This is a genomic window from Ruegeria sp. H7 (assembly GCF_056532945.1).
On sequence record NZ_JBQFNZ010000003.1, the window covers coordinates 99,949 to 114,864 of the forward strand.

The window sequence follows — 14,916 nt, forward strand, 5'->3', positions numbered from 1 at the left end:
TCTCCCCCGAGATATTTGTGGCCAGATGAAGCAAGGGATCCTTTATTCATCTGGCCCAAAATACCTCGGAGCGCGAGGCAGAGCCTCGCATTTTCCTCCGCAATTCAAACGCCGCTTTGGTCTTAACCTCTTGCCCAAAGTGGCCTTATGACCTGTGGATTGACGCTTGATTTCCAGCGCCTGCCCTGAGATTGTCCGCATCAACCGTTGGGGTGCCCTGATCAAAGGGCTGAGAGGCGTGAATGCGTTAACCCATCGAACCTGATCCGGGCAATACCGGCGTAGGGAACGGTCTAACGCATACAGACGTTTTCCATGCCCGCGTTGCCCCCAAAATGATGGAGCGACGACGTGGCAGCAATTGCCCTGACCATAGCAGGATCCGACAGCGGCGGCGGCGCGGGGATTCAGGCCGATCTGAAGGCGATGTCGGCTTTGGGCGTTTATGGATCCAGCGTCATCACCGCAGTCACGGCGCAGAACACGCAGGCGGTTACGGCTGTGCACGGTATCCCGCCGGACGTGATCGCCGCGCAGGTCGAGGCGGTGCTGACCGATCTGAACGTTGGCGCGATCAAGATCGGCATGCTGGCAACGCCTGAAATCATCCAAACCGTAGCGCGGGCACTATCGGGGTTTGACGGCCCCATCGTTCTAGACCCGGTGATGATTGCGAAATCCGGCGACGCCTTGCTGGCGGACGCGGCTGTGCAGACCCTCCGTGACGTCCTGGTGCCCCGCGCGAGTGTTTTGACACCGAACCTGCCCGAGGCGGCTTGCCTGCTGGATCAGCAAGCTGCGGCGTCGCGAAGCGAGATGATCGAACAGGGCAAGGCGCTGTGCGCAATGGGAGCGCGGACGGTTCTGATGAAGGGTGGCCATGGCACAGGTGACATCTGCCACGATATGCTGATCGGTGAAACAGGTGTTGTGGCCGAGTTTCAGGCACCAAGGCAAAACACCAGAAACACGCATGGAACGGGTTGCACCCTGTCCTCGGCGATTGTGGCCGGTCTGGCGAAGGGTTTGGCGCTGCCCGAGGCGGTGGCCGAAGCGCATGACTATCTGCAAGGCGCGATTGCGCGGGCGGATGAGTTGAATGTCGGATCGGGGCACGGGCCGGTGCATCACTTTCACCGGGTTTGGCCCGCGTGACGCTCTGGTCTGTCATAGGGGCCGGGGTTGCCGGATTGGCCGTTGCCAGCGAGCTGGTCTCGCGCGGCGAACAGGTGCAGGTCTTTGACCCCGCTGGTCCGCCCGGTCCGCATGGGTGTTCGTGGTGGGCGGGCGGCATGCTGGCCCCTTGGTGCGAATACGAAAACGCCGAGGAACCCGTTTTGCGGTTGGGTCAGAAGGCCATCAATTGGTGGGCAGAGCGAACGCAGGTGCATCGCAATGGCACTCTGGTCGTGGCGAATGCCAGGGATCTGCCGGACTTGCGCCGCTTCGCGCGTCGGACCGAAGCGTTTACCGAATTGGATCATGCAAAATTAGCCGAATTAGAGCCTGATATGCATGGATTCGGACAGGGCTTGTTTTTTGAACGAGAGGCTCACCTTGATCCACGACAGGCGCTGCATGACCTGTACCGCAATCTCAAGGAACAGGGTGTCGAATTCCGCAACGATCACGCGCCTGCGCAGTTGGATAACCTCATCGACTGCCGCGGGCTGACGGCGCGGGATGTGTTGCAGGATCTGCGCGGCGTGAAGGGAGAGATGCTGGTCATGCGCTGCCCTGACGTGACCCTGACGCGTCCGGTGCGTCTGCTGCATCCGCGTATCCCGCTTTATATCGTGCCGCGTGGCGATGGCATCTACATGCTGGGTGCCACGATGATCGAAAGCGAAGACAGCAGCCGCATCACGGCGCGGTCGATGCTGGAACTGCTCAGCGCCGCCTATGCCCTGAACCCTGCATTTGGCGAGGCCGAGGTGCTGGAAATCGGTGTCGATCTGCGCCCCGCCTTCCCGGACAACCTGCCGCGCATTCGGCGTCTGGGCGGGACGATCTATGCCAACGGGCTCTACCGTCACGGCTATTTGCTGGCCCCGGCGCTGGCGCAGGGCGTGGCCGATCTGGCGTTGGACAACAAACAGTCGGAGATGGTCGATGAAGATCGTGCTTAACGGTGAACCCAAGAACGTGATGGCCGTCACTTTGGCCGAGTTGTTAGAGGAATGCGGTTTCTCGGGTCGCGTCGCGACGGCGGTGAATGAAGAATTTGTGCCTTCGGGCCTGCGCATTGCCCATGCTTTGAACGAAGGCGACCGGGTCGAAATCCTGTCGCCGATGCAGGGGGGGTGAGGATGCGCAGTTTCTATGGTATCGACTTGCCCAATCCGCTGATGCTGGGCACCGCGCAATATCCCAGCCCTGCGATTCTGGAACAGGCCTTCCGCGCAAGTGGTGCTGGCGTGGCCACGGTGTCTCTGCGGCGCGAATCCGGGGCGGGGCAGACATTCTGGCAGATGATCCGCGATCTGGGGGTGCGGGTGCTGCCCAACACCGCCGGGTGCCACACTGTAAAAGAGGCGGTGACAACCGCGCATATGGCGCGCGAAGTGTTCGAGACCCCTTGGATCAAGCTGGAACTGATCGGCCATACCGACAGCCTGCAACCGGACGTGTTCCAACTGGTCGAGGCGGCTCGGATCCTGGCTGAGGACGGGTTCCAGGTTTTTCCCTATACCACCGATGATCTGATCGTGGGCGAACGGTTGTTAGGGGCCGGGTGCGAGGTTCTGATGCCCTGGGGTGCTCCTATCGGTTCGGGGCGCGGTTTGAACAACGAATACGCATTGCGTGCGATGCGAGCGGAATTTCCCGATGTGCCGCTGGTTATCGATGCCGGGATTGGCCTGCCCAGCCATGCGGCCCATGCGATGGAACTGGGTTATGACGCCGTTCTTCTGAACACCGCAGTCGCGCGGGCCGGTGATCCGGTGCGAATGGCGCAAGCAATGGCGATGGCGGTTGAGGCCGGGCAACTGGCGCATCAGGCCGACCCGATCGAGGCGCGGGATATGGCCGAACCCTCAACCCCCGTCATAGGAAAGGCGTTCCTGTCATGACGCTGGACCGTTTCTATCCGATTTTCGATCACTCAGATTGGTTGCGGCGGATGCTGCCCTTGGGTGTGAAGTTGGTGCAGCTGCGCATCAAGGATCAACCGGACGCGGTTGTTCGGGCGCAGATCGTGACCTCTCGCGATCTCTGCCACGAGTATGGCGCGGTGCTGGTTGTCAATGACTATTGGCAAGCCGCCATCGATGCAGGCTGTGACTGGATCCATCTGGGGCAGGAGGATCTGGACGACGCTGATCTGAAAGCGATCCGCAAGGCTGGGCTGAAGCTGGGCGTCTCGACCCATGATGATGATGAGCTTGAGCGTGTGCTGACCATGGACCCCGACTATGTGGCGCTGGGCCCGGTCTATCCGACGATTCTGAAGAAGATGAAATGGGAACAGCAGGGCCTGCCCCGGGTCACCGAGTGGAAGGCGCGCGTGGGCGACATCCCTCTGGTCGGGATCGGCGGCATGAGCGTTGAGCGCGCGGAAGGTGTACTTGAGGCTGGGGCAGACATCGTTTCGGTCGTGACAGACATCACCCTGAACCCCGACTCCGAGGCGCGCGTGCGCCAATGGATCGAGGTCACCAGATGAACCGGTACGCCCGCCAGATGATCCTGCCCGAGGTCGGTGCCGAAGGGCAGGCCCGCCTGTCGCGCGCGCGGGTTCTGGTTGTGGGCGCGGGCGGGCTGGCGGCTCCGGTCCTGCCGTTGCTGGTTGGGGCGGGTGTCGGACATCTTACGATCATGGACGCGGATCATGTCGCCCTGTCGAACCTGCATCGACAGACGTTGTTTGCCGAGGCGGAATGCGGTCGCCCAAAGGCCGAGGTCGCGGCGGAACGCTGCCGTGCGCTGAATTCCGGGATAGTGGCTATTGGTCAAAAACAGGCTCTAACAAACAGCAAAGTAATGGATTTCATCGGGCAGGCCGATGTGATCCTCGATTGTGCAGACAGCTATGCCGCCAGCTACATTTTGTCGGATGCCTGTATGATCGCGGGCAAGCCGCTGATCAGCGCCTCGGTTCTGGGCCTGTCCGGCTATGTCGGCGGGTTTTGCGGCGGTGCACCCTCACTACGTGCGGTATTTCCGGATGCGCCGGACAGCGGGGCAAGCTGTGCCACGGCGGGCGTTCTGGGGCCCGTCGTGGGGGTGATCGGCGCGATGCAGGCGCAGATGGCGCTGGCGTTGATTTTGGGGATCGACCCCTCGCCGCTGGGTCAAATGGTGCAGCTCGATGCACGCAACCTGCGCAGCACCAGTTTCCGGTTCGACGCAGCGCCCGAGCCCGAGCGGGTCTTTCCCTTTCTGGCCGCCTCGCAACTGGACGCCAGTAACATGATCGTCGAATTGCGGGACACGGGCGAAGCCCCGGAACCGATCCACCCGTTGGCGCAACGCCTGAGTGTCGAAGATCTAAAAATAGAGCCTAACAAGGATAAAAGACTGGCTTTGTGCTGCGCGACCGGCCTGCGGGCCTGGCGCGCTGCAGAACAGATTGAACCGGATTGGCCGGGCGAGATTGTCCTCGTCGCGGCCTCAACCTCGTGAGTGAAAAGGAAACGCGAGATATGAAAAAGCTGATGACAGCCATCGCCCTGCTGGCCGCTGCGCCGGCCTGGGCCGAAGACAAGATGACCGTGCTGCTGGACTGGTTCATCAACCCCGACCATGGCCCGATCATCGTGGCGCAGGAAAACGGCTATTTCGCCGACGAAGGATTGCAGGTCGAGATCATTCCGCCCGCCGACCCCTCGGCCCCGCCGCGTCTGGTGGCCGCCGGTCAGGCGGAACTTGCCGTGTCTTATCAGCCGCAACTGCATCTTCAGATCCACGAGGGTCTGCCGCTGAAACGTGTTGGAACGCTGGTCGCGACCCCGTTGAGTTGCCTTCTGGTGCTGAAAGACGGTCCGATCAAATCGCCTGCGGACCTGAAGGGCAAGAAAATCGGGTATTCAGTTGCGGGCGTGGAAGAGGCTGTTCTGGGCACCGTGCTGGGCAAATACGACGTCACGCTGGACGACGTTGAACTGATCAACGTCAACTTCTCGCTCTCGCCCTCGCTGATGTCCGGGCAGGTGGATGCCGTCATCGGCGCCTATCGCAATTTCGAGCTGAACCAGATGGATATCGAAGGCCGTCCGGGCACCTGTTTCTATATCGAGGAAGAGGGCGTGCCGTCCTATGACGAGCTGATCTATGTCGCAAACCCCGAGACGATGGACAAAGACATGATCGCCCGGTTCCTGGCGGCCACCGAAAAGGCGACGCAGTTCATCGTCAACAACCCGGAAAAAAGCTGGGAGATCTTTGCCTCTACCTCGCCCGAGTTGCAGGATGAGCTGAACGCCCGTGCCTGGGTCGACACGCTGCCGCGTTTTGCGCTGCGTCCGGCTGGCTTTGACGCCGGTCGATATGCAAGGTTCGAGGCGTTTCTGAACGAAAGCGGCATGGTCGACAGTCTTACGCCGGTCAGCGACATCACCATCGACGTGACCGCGCAATGAGCGGATACGGCAACGCCTTCGCGCTGATGCGTGACGCGGCGCAAGGGCCGTGGCGGGACTATACCCGCCACGCCTTTGTCGAAGGGATGAAGGACGGGACGCTGCCGCGCGACGCGTTCCTGCATTACCTGCGTCAGGATTATGTGTTCCTGATCCATTTCAGCCGCGCCTGGGCGCTGGCGGTGGTCAAGTCCGAGACGCATGCGGAAATGCTGGCGGCAGCGGAAACCGTAAACGCCCTGGTCGGGGAAGAGATGCAGTTGCATATCGGGATATGTAAGGCGGCCGGGATTACTCAGGAGGCGTTGTTCGCGACGCCCGAACGGACCGAGAACCTTGCCTATACCCGCTTTGTGCTTGAGGCGGGGTATAGCGGGGATCTGCTGGATCTGCTTACCGCTTTGGCGCCCTGCGTTATGGGATATGGCGAGATTGGCACCCGGTTGGCGTCCGAGGCCACATCCGAGACATATCGCGATTGGATCAACACCTATGCCAGAGACGAGTACCAAGCCGGGTGCAAGGCGATTGGTGAGTTGATGGATTCGGCTCTGACACGGCGGATTGGACCGGATTTCAAGGCCTCACCCCGTTGGGACCGCCTGTGCCAGACCTTCCGCACCGCCACCGAGCTGGAGGTCAATTTCTGGCAGATGGGCCTGACCCCGTGACTCCCGCACCCGATCTGACCGTCAATGGGCGGGCGAATATTGGCGACGCGCCTTTGTTCGCGCCGCTGACCCTGACCCTTGCGGCGGGGCAGTGGACCTGCCTGCTGGGCGGATCGGGCGTTGGCAAAACCACGGTCCTGCGCCTGATTGCCGGTTTGGAAACCGGAGCGGCGTTCACCGGCGAAATCACCGCCAGCGACGCGCAACCAGTCCCGGACCGCGTGGCCTATATGGCGCAGGACGATTTGCTGCTGCCTTGGGCCACAGTGGCGCAGAATGTCTCGTTGGGTGCACGGCTGCGGGGTGAAAAACCCGACCTGGGGCGGCGCGACCGCCTTATCCGGCGGATGCGTCTGCAGGACCACATGGCCAAGAAACCTTGTGAATTGTCTGGCGGCCAGCGACAGCGCGTGGCTTTGGCCCGAACGCTGATGGAGGATCGGCCGATTGTGCTGTTGGATGAGCCATTCTCGGCCCTCGATGCCCGCACGCGCGCGGATATGCAGGATCTGGCGGCAGAGACGTTGCAGGGCCGGACCGTGCTGTTGGTCACCCATGATCCGGCCGAGGCCGCGCGGCTGGGTCAGTCCATCGTGGTGATGACGCAGCAGGGGCTGACTGCGTGTGAACCTCCGTGCGCGCCGGCGCCGCGCCATGTGGACGATCTTGAGACATTGGAAACCCAAGGGGCCCTGTTGCGCCTGTTGCGGGAGGCGGCATGAGATATCTTTCGGCCCTTGCGGCGGCTGTGTTCGCGGTGGTGGTTTGGCAGGGGATCGTCTGGATCACCGGCCTGCCGAAATTCATCCTGCCCGGCCCGGCGCTTGTGGCCGAGACATGGTGGCAGAACCGCTGGCTGATCGCCGAACACACATGGATCACCGCGGTCGAAGTGGTGATCGGTCTGGGTGTTGGTACGGTGCTGGGCGTCGTCACGGCGCTGCAATTGGCCAATTCGCGGGCGGCGCGGGTGCTGGTGCAACCGATGCTGGTGTTCACCCAAGCGCTGCCGGTCTTTGCGCTGGCCCCGCTGCTGACCCTGTGGCTGGGCTATGGGCTTTGGTCCAAGGTGGCGATGGCGGTGCTGATCATCTATTTCCCGATCACCTCGTCTTTCTTCGACGGTCTGATGCGGACGCCGCCCGGTTATCTGGACCTTGCGCGGACCATGCAGGCCAGCAAACGGGCGGTGCTGTGGCATATCCGTATTCCGGCGGCGTTGCCGTCCTTGGCCTCGGGGATGCGTCTGGCGGCGGTCTATGCGCCCATCGGGGCGGTGATCGGTGAATGGGTGGGGTCGTCGCAAGGGTTGGGCTATCTGATGCTGCTGGCCAATGGCCGCGCGAAGACGGACCTGATGTTTGCGGCGATGCTGACTTTGGGGGTCTTTTCCATCCTGCTGCACATGGGGGTTCGCCGGGCCACGACGCGGCTGGCGGGTGAGGTGCGTTAACCAATCAGAAACCGATTCTGCGTCAAGGTTAGCCCATGACACAGGACGCCTTTGCCGAAGCCCCCATGCTGTTCGACACGGACGAAGCACCAGCACAGCCACTGCCGAGTGGCAGGTTGCCGTCATACATCAAGGACCACCGCAAACGACTGCGTGAGCGGTTCATGTCGGGCGGGTCGGCAGCGATGCCGGATTATGAGTTGCTGGAACTGGTCCTGTTCCGCTCGATCCCCCGGCAGGACGTGAAACCCCTGGCGCGGCGGCTGATGGATACGTTCGGGGATTTCAATCGCGTGCTGACCGCGCCCGAAGAACGGCTGCGCCAGATCAAAGGTGTTGGCGAGACAGTGATCACCGACCTGAAAATCCTCGAAGCCTGCGCCCACCGGATGGCCCGCGCGCGGGTGATGCAGCGGCATGTGATTTCCGGATGGGATGCCCTGCTGGACTACTGCCACACCACCATGGCCCATCGCGAGATCGAACAGTTCCGGGTGTTCTATCTGGACCGCAAGAACGTGCTGATCGCGGATGAGGAGCAGGCCAAGGGGACGGTGGATCATGTACCTGTCTATCCGCGCGAGGTCGCGAAACGGGCGTTGGAGCTGAATGCCTCGGCCCTGATACTGGTGCATAATCACCCGTCCGGCGACCCGACTCCGTCTCAGTCGGATATCGACATGACCAACCGGATTCACGATGCCTGCACGGCGCTGGGTCTGACGTTGCATGATCATCTGATCATCGGAAAATCGACCGAGCTGAGTTTTCGGTCCGAGGGGTATTTGTAGGGGGCGTTGCCCCCTTTTGATCCTGCGGGTCAATTCACCCCCACCGTATTTTTTACGAGAAGAAGATGCGGGAGTTACTCGATCCAGATTTCGACACGCCGGTTGACCTTGCGGCCCCATTCAGTGTCATCGCAGGCCATGGGCATGGCCTCGCCAAAGCCTTCGACCGAGATGTCGATACTGTCGGGGATTTCGGTTTCAACCGCAGCCAGGACAGCGTTGCGAACGGTTTGAGCGCGGCGCAGGGCAATGCGGGCATTGGTGGCGGCGGCCCCGTCCCCATCGCTGAAGCCAACAAAGGCCAGCTTGCGCGCGTTCAGGGTGCCGGTCTCCAGCGCCTGTGCCAGATACAGGATGTTCGACCGCGATTGCGCATCTGGACGGGACGATCCGGGCTCGAACCGAACCGACAGGGACAGGCGGGCCATGGGGCGCAGGGCGTCGATCATGCGCTGGATTTCCTCCAGCCCGACCTCGGCCCCGCCCGAGACGATGGCGTTGGACAGACGATCCCCTTGCAATCCGATCCGCGTGGTTTCAGGCGCCTGATCCACATACCCGGCTTGCCGGATCGCCATCTGGGCGTCAGCGCTTTGGCTATAGGCCAGAAATTGCCGCGCGATCCGGGGCAGGCGGCGTTCCGGCAGATAGAGGAACATGGGCAGGGTCAGCGGGTAATCTTCGGTCTTGATGGCGTGGCGCGTTGCGGCCAGCCCGTGGCCGCATCCGCCCGTCAGGGGCAGGGCGCGGGCGGCATCAGCCGAGGCATGGCTGGTGATACCAATGGCGAATGAGTCCTTTGCCACCGCCTGCACCAGATCGCTGTTGCGCGCGTGGCGTATTGCGCCGGATGTCAGGTCTGTGCCCACGGGTGACAAAATCTGGTCCTCAACCGCCTGCGCCAGACCAGACCCGGCATCGGGCATATGCAATGCGATCGGCGCGTCGGGCCCGCCCAGATCGGACCAGTTAGTGACTTCACCCGTCAGCACGCGGGCCAGATCAGACGGGGAAATCTGCGCCGCGATGTTGTCTTTGGCCACCACCGGCACGATAGCATCCAGTGCAATAACGCGAGATCGCCGCGCGCGGGTCAGATCGCCCAGCCCGGCCTCTTGCGCCGCGTCAACTTCGCCGTCGCGGATTTCGCGCAGGGCCATGACGATGTCGGCGGTGTTTTGGGTCAGGTCGGCAAATCCCTGATCCGTATTGCCTACGCGGAAGAACAGACGGGCCAGCGGGGCCTGCCGGTCGGCTTGAAACAGCTCGTATGCAAAGGTGCGTTCATCCACGCGCTTTGGCGTAGCGGTCAGCCCTTCTTGCCGGGCAAAGCCGATGATCAGCGCGGGCAGAACTGTTTCGGCCATCACGGACGAGCCGGAAAATCGGACCTCGGCCACGAAATCGATCAGGTTCGGGCAAGCGGGGCCGTCGCAGGTGACGCCCGAGCCGTCGACCGTCAGCTCGCCGAACTGCGTGTCGACGCGGTAGAATTCGCCGTCGAAACCCAGCAAGTTGCCAGTGATTTCGACCTTGCCGTCATGCGAGGTGAGCGTGATGTCCTGTGCTGCCGCACCGGTTCCAAGGATTGCGGAAATCAGCGCGGCCACCGCCACACGGAAGAATGTCATAAGAGAGTCGAGCCTGCCTGCGGATTACTTTGCCGCAATTGTCAGGTCTGAGAGCAGATTATTCAACACCAGAAACTCACCGGTTTGCGTGCAGTCCGGCACGGCGAGGCTCAGGTCGCGGGACCGCAGGCGGTTGTCTGCCCGCAATTCGATGGATTGCACGTTCAAATCGCGGCCGCAGTTGGTTTCTGTGACCTCGGCCTCGACCGTCAGATCGATGGTTCCGGATTGTTGCGATTGGCCCGCCGGGAAAGAGTAGATCTCGATATTATTGGCATCGACAAGACCGGTGTGGCCCAGGCTTACGACGCTGCCCGCCCCAGCGGTTGTGCTGTCCGCCCAGACATGGCCGTCGCCGCCATAGTTTGCGCCAAATTCCAATGCGTGGATCTGCAGGGCTGCATCGCCTTGCCACTGCAGCGCGACGCGGTCGAATTGGTTGATGTCCGGCACATGGGTTGTGGCGACGGTACCGGATTGATCCGGGAACGAGATCAGGAAGATCGCGTATTCCGAAAGCGCCGGGATGGTCACGTTCAGCGCACCGTTTTCGTCGGTGATCTGAGTCACGGTCAGGCCGCTGTGATGAATATTCACCCGTGCGTTGCTTTGGCAGGGGGATTTGATGCTTAGCCGGGCCTGCGCACCGGGTACGGCAATGGCCCGCGCGGTCAGGTTGCAGTTTTGATGCGGTTCTCTGGCCTGCGGTTCAGCGCGCGTGGGTTCAACTGTGACGGTCTTTTGGCCGCTGTCGGCGTCATTGGGGGAGGCAGATGTCAGGACGATGCTGTCCAGCCCTGCCAGAACCGAATTCTGATTGGTCAAAGAGGCAGTATCCTGCGCCCCGTTCGGCTGCGCAGCACTTCCATTTTGCATCAGGTAACCAATCGCCAGGGCACAGGCTACTGTGCCGCACATGGTCACGTAATTCCGTACTACAAACAAGACACCCTCCCCAGTTGAAGGAGCGAGTCGGACATTCGCCCCGAATCGAGGCCAATTTGTGGCCGCGAGACGGACTCATTGTGATTGGTTAACGTTGACGTTAGGTCAGTCTGCCATGGCAATGTTTGAATTTCTTGCCAGACCCGCACGGGCAGGGATCATTGCGCTTTGGATTGCCCCAGGTCGCGGGATCGTTTTCGTCAAAGCCCGGCAACGCATCGCCCGAGGCGGCGGCTTCTGCCTTTGCCTCGGCCTGACCTGCGGCCTGATCGACCGCCTGCTGCGCCTGCGCCTGTTGCGCGGCCATCTGGGCCAGCATTTCCTTTTGCTCTTCCTCGGTCAGCGGGCGTACGCGAGACAGTTGCTGCGATACGGTTTCGCGTAAGGAGTCCAGCATGCCTTCGAACAGTTGGAAGCTTTCGGTCTTGTATTCGTTCAGCGGATCGCGCTGGGCATACCCGCGGAAACCCACGACTGAACGCAGATGCTCCAGCGTCAGCAGATGCTCGCGCCATTTGCTGTCGATGGTTTGCAGCAGGACCTGTTTTTCGATGTTGCGCATGTTCTCGGGGCCAAAGGCCACGGCCTTCTGCGCCATCATCTCATCGGCGGCCTTGATCAGACGCTCGCGGACCTGTTCGTCATCCACGCCTTCCTCGGCGGCCCAGTCCTGAACCGGCGCGTCAATGGTCAGCTTGTCCTTGATCGCCTCGTGCAGACCATCGGTATCCCACTGATCGGCATAGGATTTCGGCGGCATGTATTCGTCGATCAGATCGTCGATCACCTGCTCGCGCATGTCCGACACGATCTCGGACAGGTCGTCTGCGGACATGATCTCGCGCCGTTGGCTAAAGACCACTTTCCGCTGATCGTTCATCACATCGTCGAACTTCAACACGTTCTTGCGCATGTCAAAGTTACGGCCTTCGACCTTGGATTGCGCCCGTTCCAGCGACTTGTTCACCCAGGGGTGGACGATGGCCTCGCCTTCCTTCATGCCCAGCGTGGTCAGCACCTTGTCCAGCCGTTCCGAGCCGAAGATGCGCATCAGGTCGTCTTCGAGGCTCAGGTAGAACACAGTGCGGCCCGGGTCGCCCTGACGGCCCGAGCGGCCGCGAAGCTGGTTGTCGATACGGCGGCTTTCGTGCCGTTCCGAGGCCATGACGTAAAGGCCACCGGCCTCCAGCACCTTCTGTTTTTCTTCAGCATGACGCGCCTCTTCCGCAGCGCGCAGTTCGACGGGATCGGCCTCGGGGTTTTCGGCCAGTGCCTGCAGAACCTTCATTTCCACGTTGCCGCCCAGCTGAATATCGGTGCCCCGACCGGCCATGTTGGTGGCGATGGTCACCGCGCCATAGCGGCCAGCATCGGCAACGATCTGGGCCTCTTGTTCATGCTGGCGGGCGTTCAGGACGTTATGCTCGATGCCTTCTTTGGTCAGCATCTGGCTGAGCACTTCGGATTTCTCGATCGAGGTGGTGCCGATCAGCACCGGCTGACCCTTGGCGCTGGCCTCTTTCGCCTCCTGGATGATCGCGCCGTATTTCTCCATCGCGGTGCGATAGACCTGATCGTCCTCGTCCAGACGGGCAATCGGTTTATTGGTCGGCACTTCGACGACGCCCAGGCCGTAGATTTCAGCAAATTCTTCGGCCTCGGTCAGCGCCGTGCCGGTCATGCCGCCCAGCTTGTCATAAAGGCGGAAGTAGTTCTGGAAGGTCACACTGGCCAGCGTCACGTTTTCGGGCTGGATCTGGACGTTTTCCTTGGCCTCAATCGCCTGATGCAGACCTTCGGACAGGCGGCGGCCCGGCATCATTCGGCCGGTGAATTCGTCGATCAACACCACATTGCCGTCACGGACAATGTAATCCTTGTCGCGCTGGAACAGTTTATGCGCGCGCAGACCCTGGTTGACGTGATGCACCACCGTGGTGCTTTCCGGATCATACAGGGAATGGCCTTCGGGGATCAGTCCCGCGTCCAGCAATTGCTGTTCAAGGAATTCGTTGCCCTCATCGGTGAAGGTCACGTTGCGGGACTTTTCATCCAGCGAGAAATGATCGTCACTCAGCGACGGGATCAGCGCATCAATCGCGGTGTAAAGATCCGAGCGGTCCTGCGACGGGCCCGAGATGATCAGCGGTGTCCGCGCCTCATCGATCAGGATCGAGTCGACCTCGTCCACAATCGCGAAATTGTGGTGCTTCTGGTAAATCTCGGCCAGATCGGCCTTCATATTGTCGCGCAGATAGTCGAAACCCAGCTCATTATTGGTGGCATAGGTCACGTCACAGGCATAAGCGGCCTTTTTCTCGGCATCCGGTTGGCCGGACCAGATCACGCCGGTGGTCATACCCACGGCGGCGAACACCTTGCCCATCCACTCGGCATCCCGCTTGGCGAGGTATTCGTTGACGGTGACGACGTGCACACCCTTGCCGGTCAGCGCGTTCAGATAGGCGGGGAAGGTGGCGACCAGTGTTTTGCCCTCACCCGTTTTCATTTCCGAGATGTTGCCCTGATGCAGAAACGCACCGCCCATTAGCTGCACGTCAAAGGCGCGCAGACCCAGCGCGCGCTTGGCCCCTTCGCGCACATTGGCAAAGGCTTCGGGCAGCAGGTCATCCAGGCTTTCGCCATCCAGCGCGCGTTTGCGCAGCTCGGCGGTCTTTTCGATCAGCCCTTCGTCGGACAGGTTCTCGAACTCGGGCTCCAGCGCGTTGATCTTTTCGATCAGGGGGCGGGTCGCCTTGATCTTGCGGTCGTTCGGTGTTCCGAACACCTTTTTGGCGAGCGTTCCGAGTCCCAGCATGTTCACTCCAGCGGATCTGTTCTTGTCTTGGTTGCGACAGGCTTGCCCACCTTGCGCGCAACCCATAGATACGGGGGGTGAAAGGCGGCCCTGTCCAAGGCTTCAAAGCGATGTAAGCGGCAGGTTCTGAAGTGTCAACGCTGCGCCCTGTCGCGGCAAAGAAATAGGATTGATCCATGCCCAAAGGCCTCACTTTTCTGCCATCTCTGGCGCTTGCTGCCGTGATGGCCCTGCCGCTGGCCGCCGAAACCAAGCCTGATGCAGGCACCGTCGTCGCCCGTGTGAACGGGGATGAGATCACATTGGGTCACGTCATCGCCATGGCCACGAACCTTCCGGCGCAGTATCAGCAGGCTGAAGATGACGTGCTGTTCGACTTCATCCTGGAACAGCTGATCCAGCAGCAATTGCTGAGCCAGGAACAGGGCGACCTGTCCAAACTGAACGAAATCGCGCTTGAAAATGAGCGTCGCTCGTTGAAAGCGGTGCAGGCGGTCGAGGCCCTGACCGATGCCGCCGTCACGGATGAGGCCATTCGGGCCGCTTACGACGCCCAGTTTGCCGATTTTGCGGGCGAGGATGAGTTCGACGCCAGCCATATCCTGGTAGATACCGAGGAAGAGGCCAAGGTCATCAAATCGCAACTGGACGATGGTGCCGATTTTGCCGAGCTTGCGCGTGAACGGTCCACAGGCCCCTCGGGCCCCAATGGCGGTGCGCTGGGCTGGTTTGGCAAGGGCCAGATGGTGCCTGCATTTGAAGAGGCCGTGATTGGCTTGGAAAAAGGTCAGGTGTCGGATCCGGTTCAAACCCAGTTCGGCTGGCATGTCATCATTCTGAACGATACCCGCAAATCCGAAGCGCCCGAGCTGGACACGATCCGCGATCAACTGGCTCAGACCATCCAGCAAGAGGCGATCCAGGCCCGCATCGATGAACTGACCCAGCAGGCTCAGATCGAGCGTCCGGCGCTGGAAGGGGCAGGCCCCGAAACGCTGCGCCAGATCGAACTGCTGCAGGAGTAA

15 protein-coding genes and 1 riboswitch are annotated in these 14,916 nt (G+C 61.3%); of the genes, 12 read left to right on the plus strand and 3 right to left on the minus strand.

Going from position 1 to position 14,916, the window contains the following annotated elements:
* Positions 1–198: 198 nt before the first annotated feature.
* Positions 199–305: riboswitch (TPP riboswitch) on the plus strand.
* 46 nt (positions 306–351) lie between these two features.
* Genes thiD through radC form a run of 11 tightly spaced genes read left to right on the plus strand, consistent with a single transcriptional unit; the run spans position 352 to position 8,497 of the window.
* A complete protein-coding gene (thiD, locus tag ACR0AC_RS09310; RefSeq protein ID WP_480872964.1) occupies positions 352–1,155 on the plus strand; it encodes a bifunctional hydroxymethylpyrimidine kinase/phosphomethylpyrimidine kinase in 804 nt (267 codons plus the stop codon).
* Positions 1,152–2,129, plus strand: coding sequence for a glycine oxidase ThiO (gene thiO, locus ACR0AC_RS09315; RefSeq protein WP_480872966.1), 978 nt, complete (start codon positions 1,152–1,154; stop codon positions 2,127–2,129). The genes thiD and thiO overlap by 4 nt, the downstream gene beginning before the upstream one ends.
* On the plus strand, positions 2,113–2,307 hold the full coding sequence (thiS, locus tag ACR0AC_RS09320; protein ID WP_170520974.1) for a sulfur carrier protein ThiS: 195 nt from the start codon (positions 2,113–2,115) through the stop codon (positions 2,305–2,307). Before thiO ends, thiS begins: the two co-directional genes overlap by 17 nt.
* Positions 2,308–2,309: 2 nt before the next feature.
* A complete protein-coding gene (locus tag ACR0AC_RS09325) occupies positions 2,310–3,074 on the plus strand; it encodes a thiazole synthase (RefSeq protein ID WP_170520976.1) in 765 nt (254 codons plus the stop codon).
* On the plus strand, positions 3,071–3,667 hold the full coding sequence (locus ACR0AC_RS09330; protein WP_480872969.1) for a thiamine phosphate synthase: 597 nt from the start codon (positions 3,071–3,073) through the stop codon (positions 3,665–3,667). The genes ACR0AC_RS09325 and ACR0AC_RS09330 overlap by 4 nt, the downstream gene beginning before the upstream one ends.
* Positions 3,664–4,626 carry a HesA/MoeB/ThiF family protein gene (locus tag ACR0AC_RS09335; protein WP_480872971.1) on the plus strand — a complete coding sequence of 321 codons (963 nt, stop codon included), beginning with the start codon at positions 3,664–3,666 and terminating at the stop codon, positions 4,624–4,626. The genes ACR0AC_RS09330 and ACR0AC_RS09335 overlap by 4 nt, the downstream gene beginning before the upstream one ends.
* A 20-nt stretch (positions 4,627–4,646) precedes the next feature.
* The gene (locus ACR0AC_RS09340; RefSeq protein ID WP_480872973.1) at positions 4,647–5,582 is read left to right on the plus strand and encodes an ABC transporter substrate-binding protein; all 936 of its coding nucleotides are present in this window, start codon (positions 4,647–4,649) and stop codon (positions 5,580–5,582) included.
* Positions 5,579–6,253 carry a thiaminase II gene (tenA, locus tag ACR0AC_RS09345; protein ID WP_480872975.1) on the plus strand — a complete coding sequence of 225 codons (675 nt, stop codon included), beginning with the start codon at positions 5,579–5,581 and terminating at the stop codon, positions 6,251–6,253. The genes ACR0AC_RS09340 and tenA overlap by 4 nt, the downstream gene beginning before the upstream one ends.
* Positions 6,250–6,975: an ABC transporter ATP-binding protein gene (locus tag ACR0AC_RS09350; protein WP_480872977.1), complete on the plus strand. Its 726-nt coding sequence runs from the start codon at positions 6,250–6,252 to the stop codon at positions 6,973–6,975. The genes tenA and ACR0AC_RS09350 overlap by 4 nt, the downstream gene beginning before the upstream one ends.
* On the plus strand, positions 6,972–7,706 hold the full coding sequence (locus ACR0AC_RS09355) for an ABC transporter permease (RefSeq protein ID WP_480872979.1): 735 nt from the start codon (positions 6,972–6,974) through the stop codon (positions 7,704–7,706). Before ACR0AC_RS09350 ends, ACR0AC_RS09355 begins: the two co-directional genes overlap by 4 nt.
* A gap of 35 nt (positions 7,707–7,741) precedes the next feature.
* The gene (radC, locus tag ACR0AC_RS09360; protein WP_170453408.1) at positions 7,742–8,497 is read left to right on the plus strand and encodes a RadC family protein; all 756 of its coding nucleotides are present in this window, start codon (positions 7,742–7,744) and stop codon (positions 8,495–8,497) included.
* A 74-nt stretch (positions 8,498–8,571) separates the two neighbouring features.
* Here radC and ACR0AC_RS09365 read toward each other — a convergent pair whose 3' ends face one another.
* From ACR0AC_RS09365 to secA, 3 genes are all read right to left on the minus strand, one after another.
* Complete coding sequence (locus ACR0AC_RS09365; protein ID WP_480872981.1) at positions 8,572–10,128, minus strand: phosphate ABC transporter substrate-binding/OmpA family protein; 1,557 nt, start codon at positions 10,126–10,128, stop codon at positions 8,572–8,574.
* A gap of 24 nt (positions 10,129–10,152) precedes the next feature.
* Positions 10,153–11,073, minus strand: coding sequence for a hypothetical protein (locus ACR0AC_RS09370; RefSeq protein ID WP_480872983.1), 921 nt, complete (start codon positions 11,071–11,073; stop codon positions 10,153–10,155).
* Between the two features lie 100 nt (positions 11,074–11,173).
* Complete coding sequence (secA, locus tag ACR0AC_RS09375) at positions 11,174–13,891, minus strand: preprotein translocase subunit SecA (RefSeq protein ID WP_170453411.1); 2,718 nt, start codon at positions 13,889–13,891, stop codon at positions 11,174–11,176.
* A 176-nt stretch (positions 13,892–14,067) separates the two neighbouring features.
* Between secA and ACR0AC_RS09380 the strand changes: the two genes are divergently transcribed.
* Positions 14,068–14,916 (plus strand): peptidylprolyl isomerase, encoded by an 849-nt coding sequence (locus ACR0AC_RS09380; RefSeq protein WP_170453412.1) that lies wholly within the window; start codon positions 14,068–14,070, stop codon positions 14,914–14,916.

What these genes read in the sequence shown, in the direction of transcription:
- thiS (WP_170520974.1), top strand. Translation starts at nt 2,113, where the DNA reads ATGAAGATCGTGCTTAACGGTGAACCCAAGAACGTGATGGCCGTCACT.
- ACR0AC_RS09325 (WP_170520976.1), top strand. Translation starts at nt 2,310, where the DNA reads ATGCGCAGTTTCTATGGTATCGACTTGCCCAATCCGCTGATGCTGGGC.
- ACR0AC_RS09330 (WP_480872969.1), top strand. Translation starts at nt 3,071, where the DNA reads ATGACGCTGGACCGTTTCTATCCGATTTTCGATCACTCAGATTGGTTG.
- ACR0AC_RS09335 (WP_480872971.1), top strand. Translation starts at nt 3,664, where the DNA reads ATGAACCGGTACGCCCGCCAGATGATCCTGCCCGAGGTCGGTGCCGAA.
- ACR0AC_RS09340 (WP_480872973.1), top strand. Translation starts at nt 4,647, where the DNA reads ATGAAAAAGCTGATGACAGCCATCGCCCTGCTGGCCGCTGCGCCGGCC.
- tenA (WP_480872975.1), top strand. Translation starts at nt 5,579, where the DNA reads ATGAGCGGATACGGCAACGCCTTCGCGCTGATGCGTGACGCGGCGCAA.
- ACR0AC_RS09355 (WP_480872979.1), top strand. Translation starts at nt 6,972, where the DNA reads ATGAGATATCTTTCGGCCCTTGCGGCGGCTGTGTTCGCGGTGGTGGTT.
- radC (WP_170453408.1), top strand. Translation starts at nt 7,742, where the DNA reads ATGACACAGGACGCCTTTGCCGAAGCCCCCATGCTGTTCGACACGGAC.
- ACR0AC_RS09365 (WP_480872981.1), bottom strand. Translation starts at nt 10,128, where the DNA reads ATGACATTCTTCCGTGTGGCGGTGGCCGCGCTGATTTCCGCAATCCTT.
- secA (WP_170453411.1), bottom strand. Translation starts at nt 13,891, where the DNA reads ATGCTGGGACTCGGAACGCTCGCCAAAAAGGTGTTCGGAACACCGAAC.
- ACR0AC_RS09380 (WP_170453412.1), top strand. Translation starts at nt 14,068, where the DNA reads ATGCCCAAAGGCCTCACTTTTCTGCCATCTCTGGCGCTTGCTGCCGTG.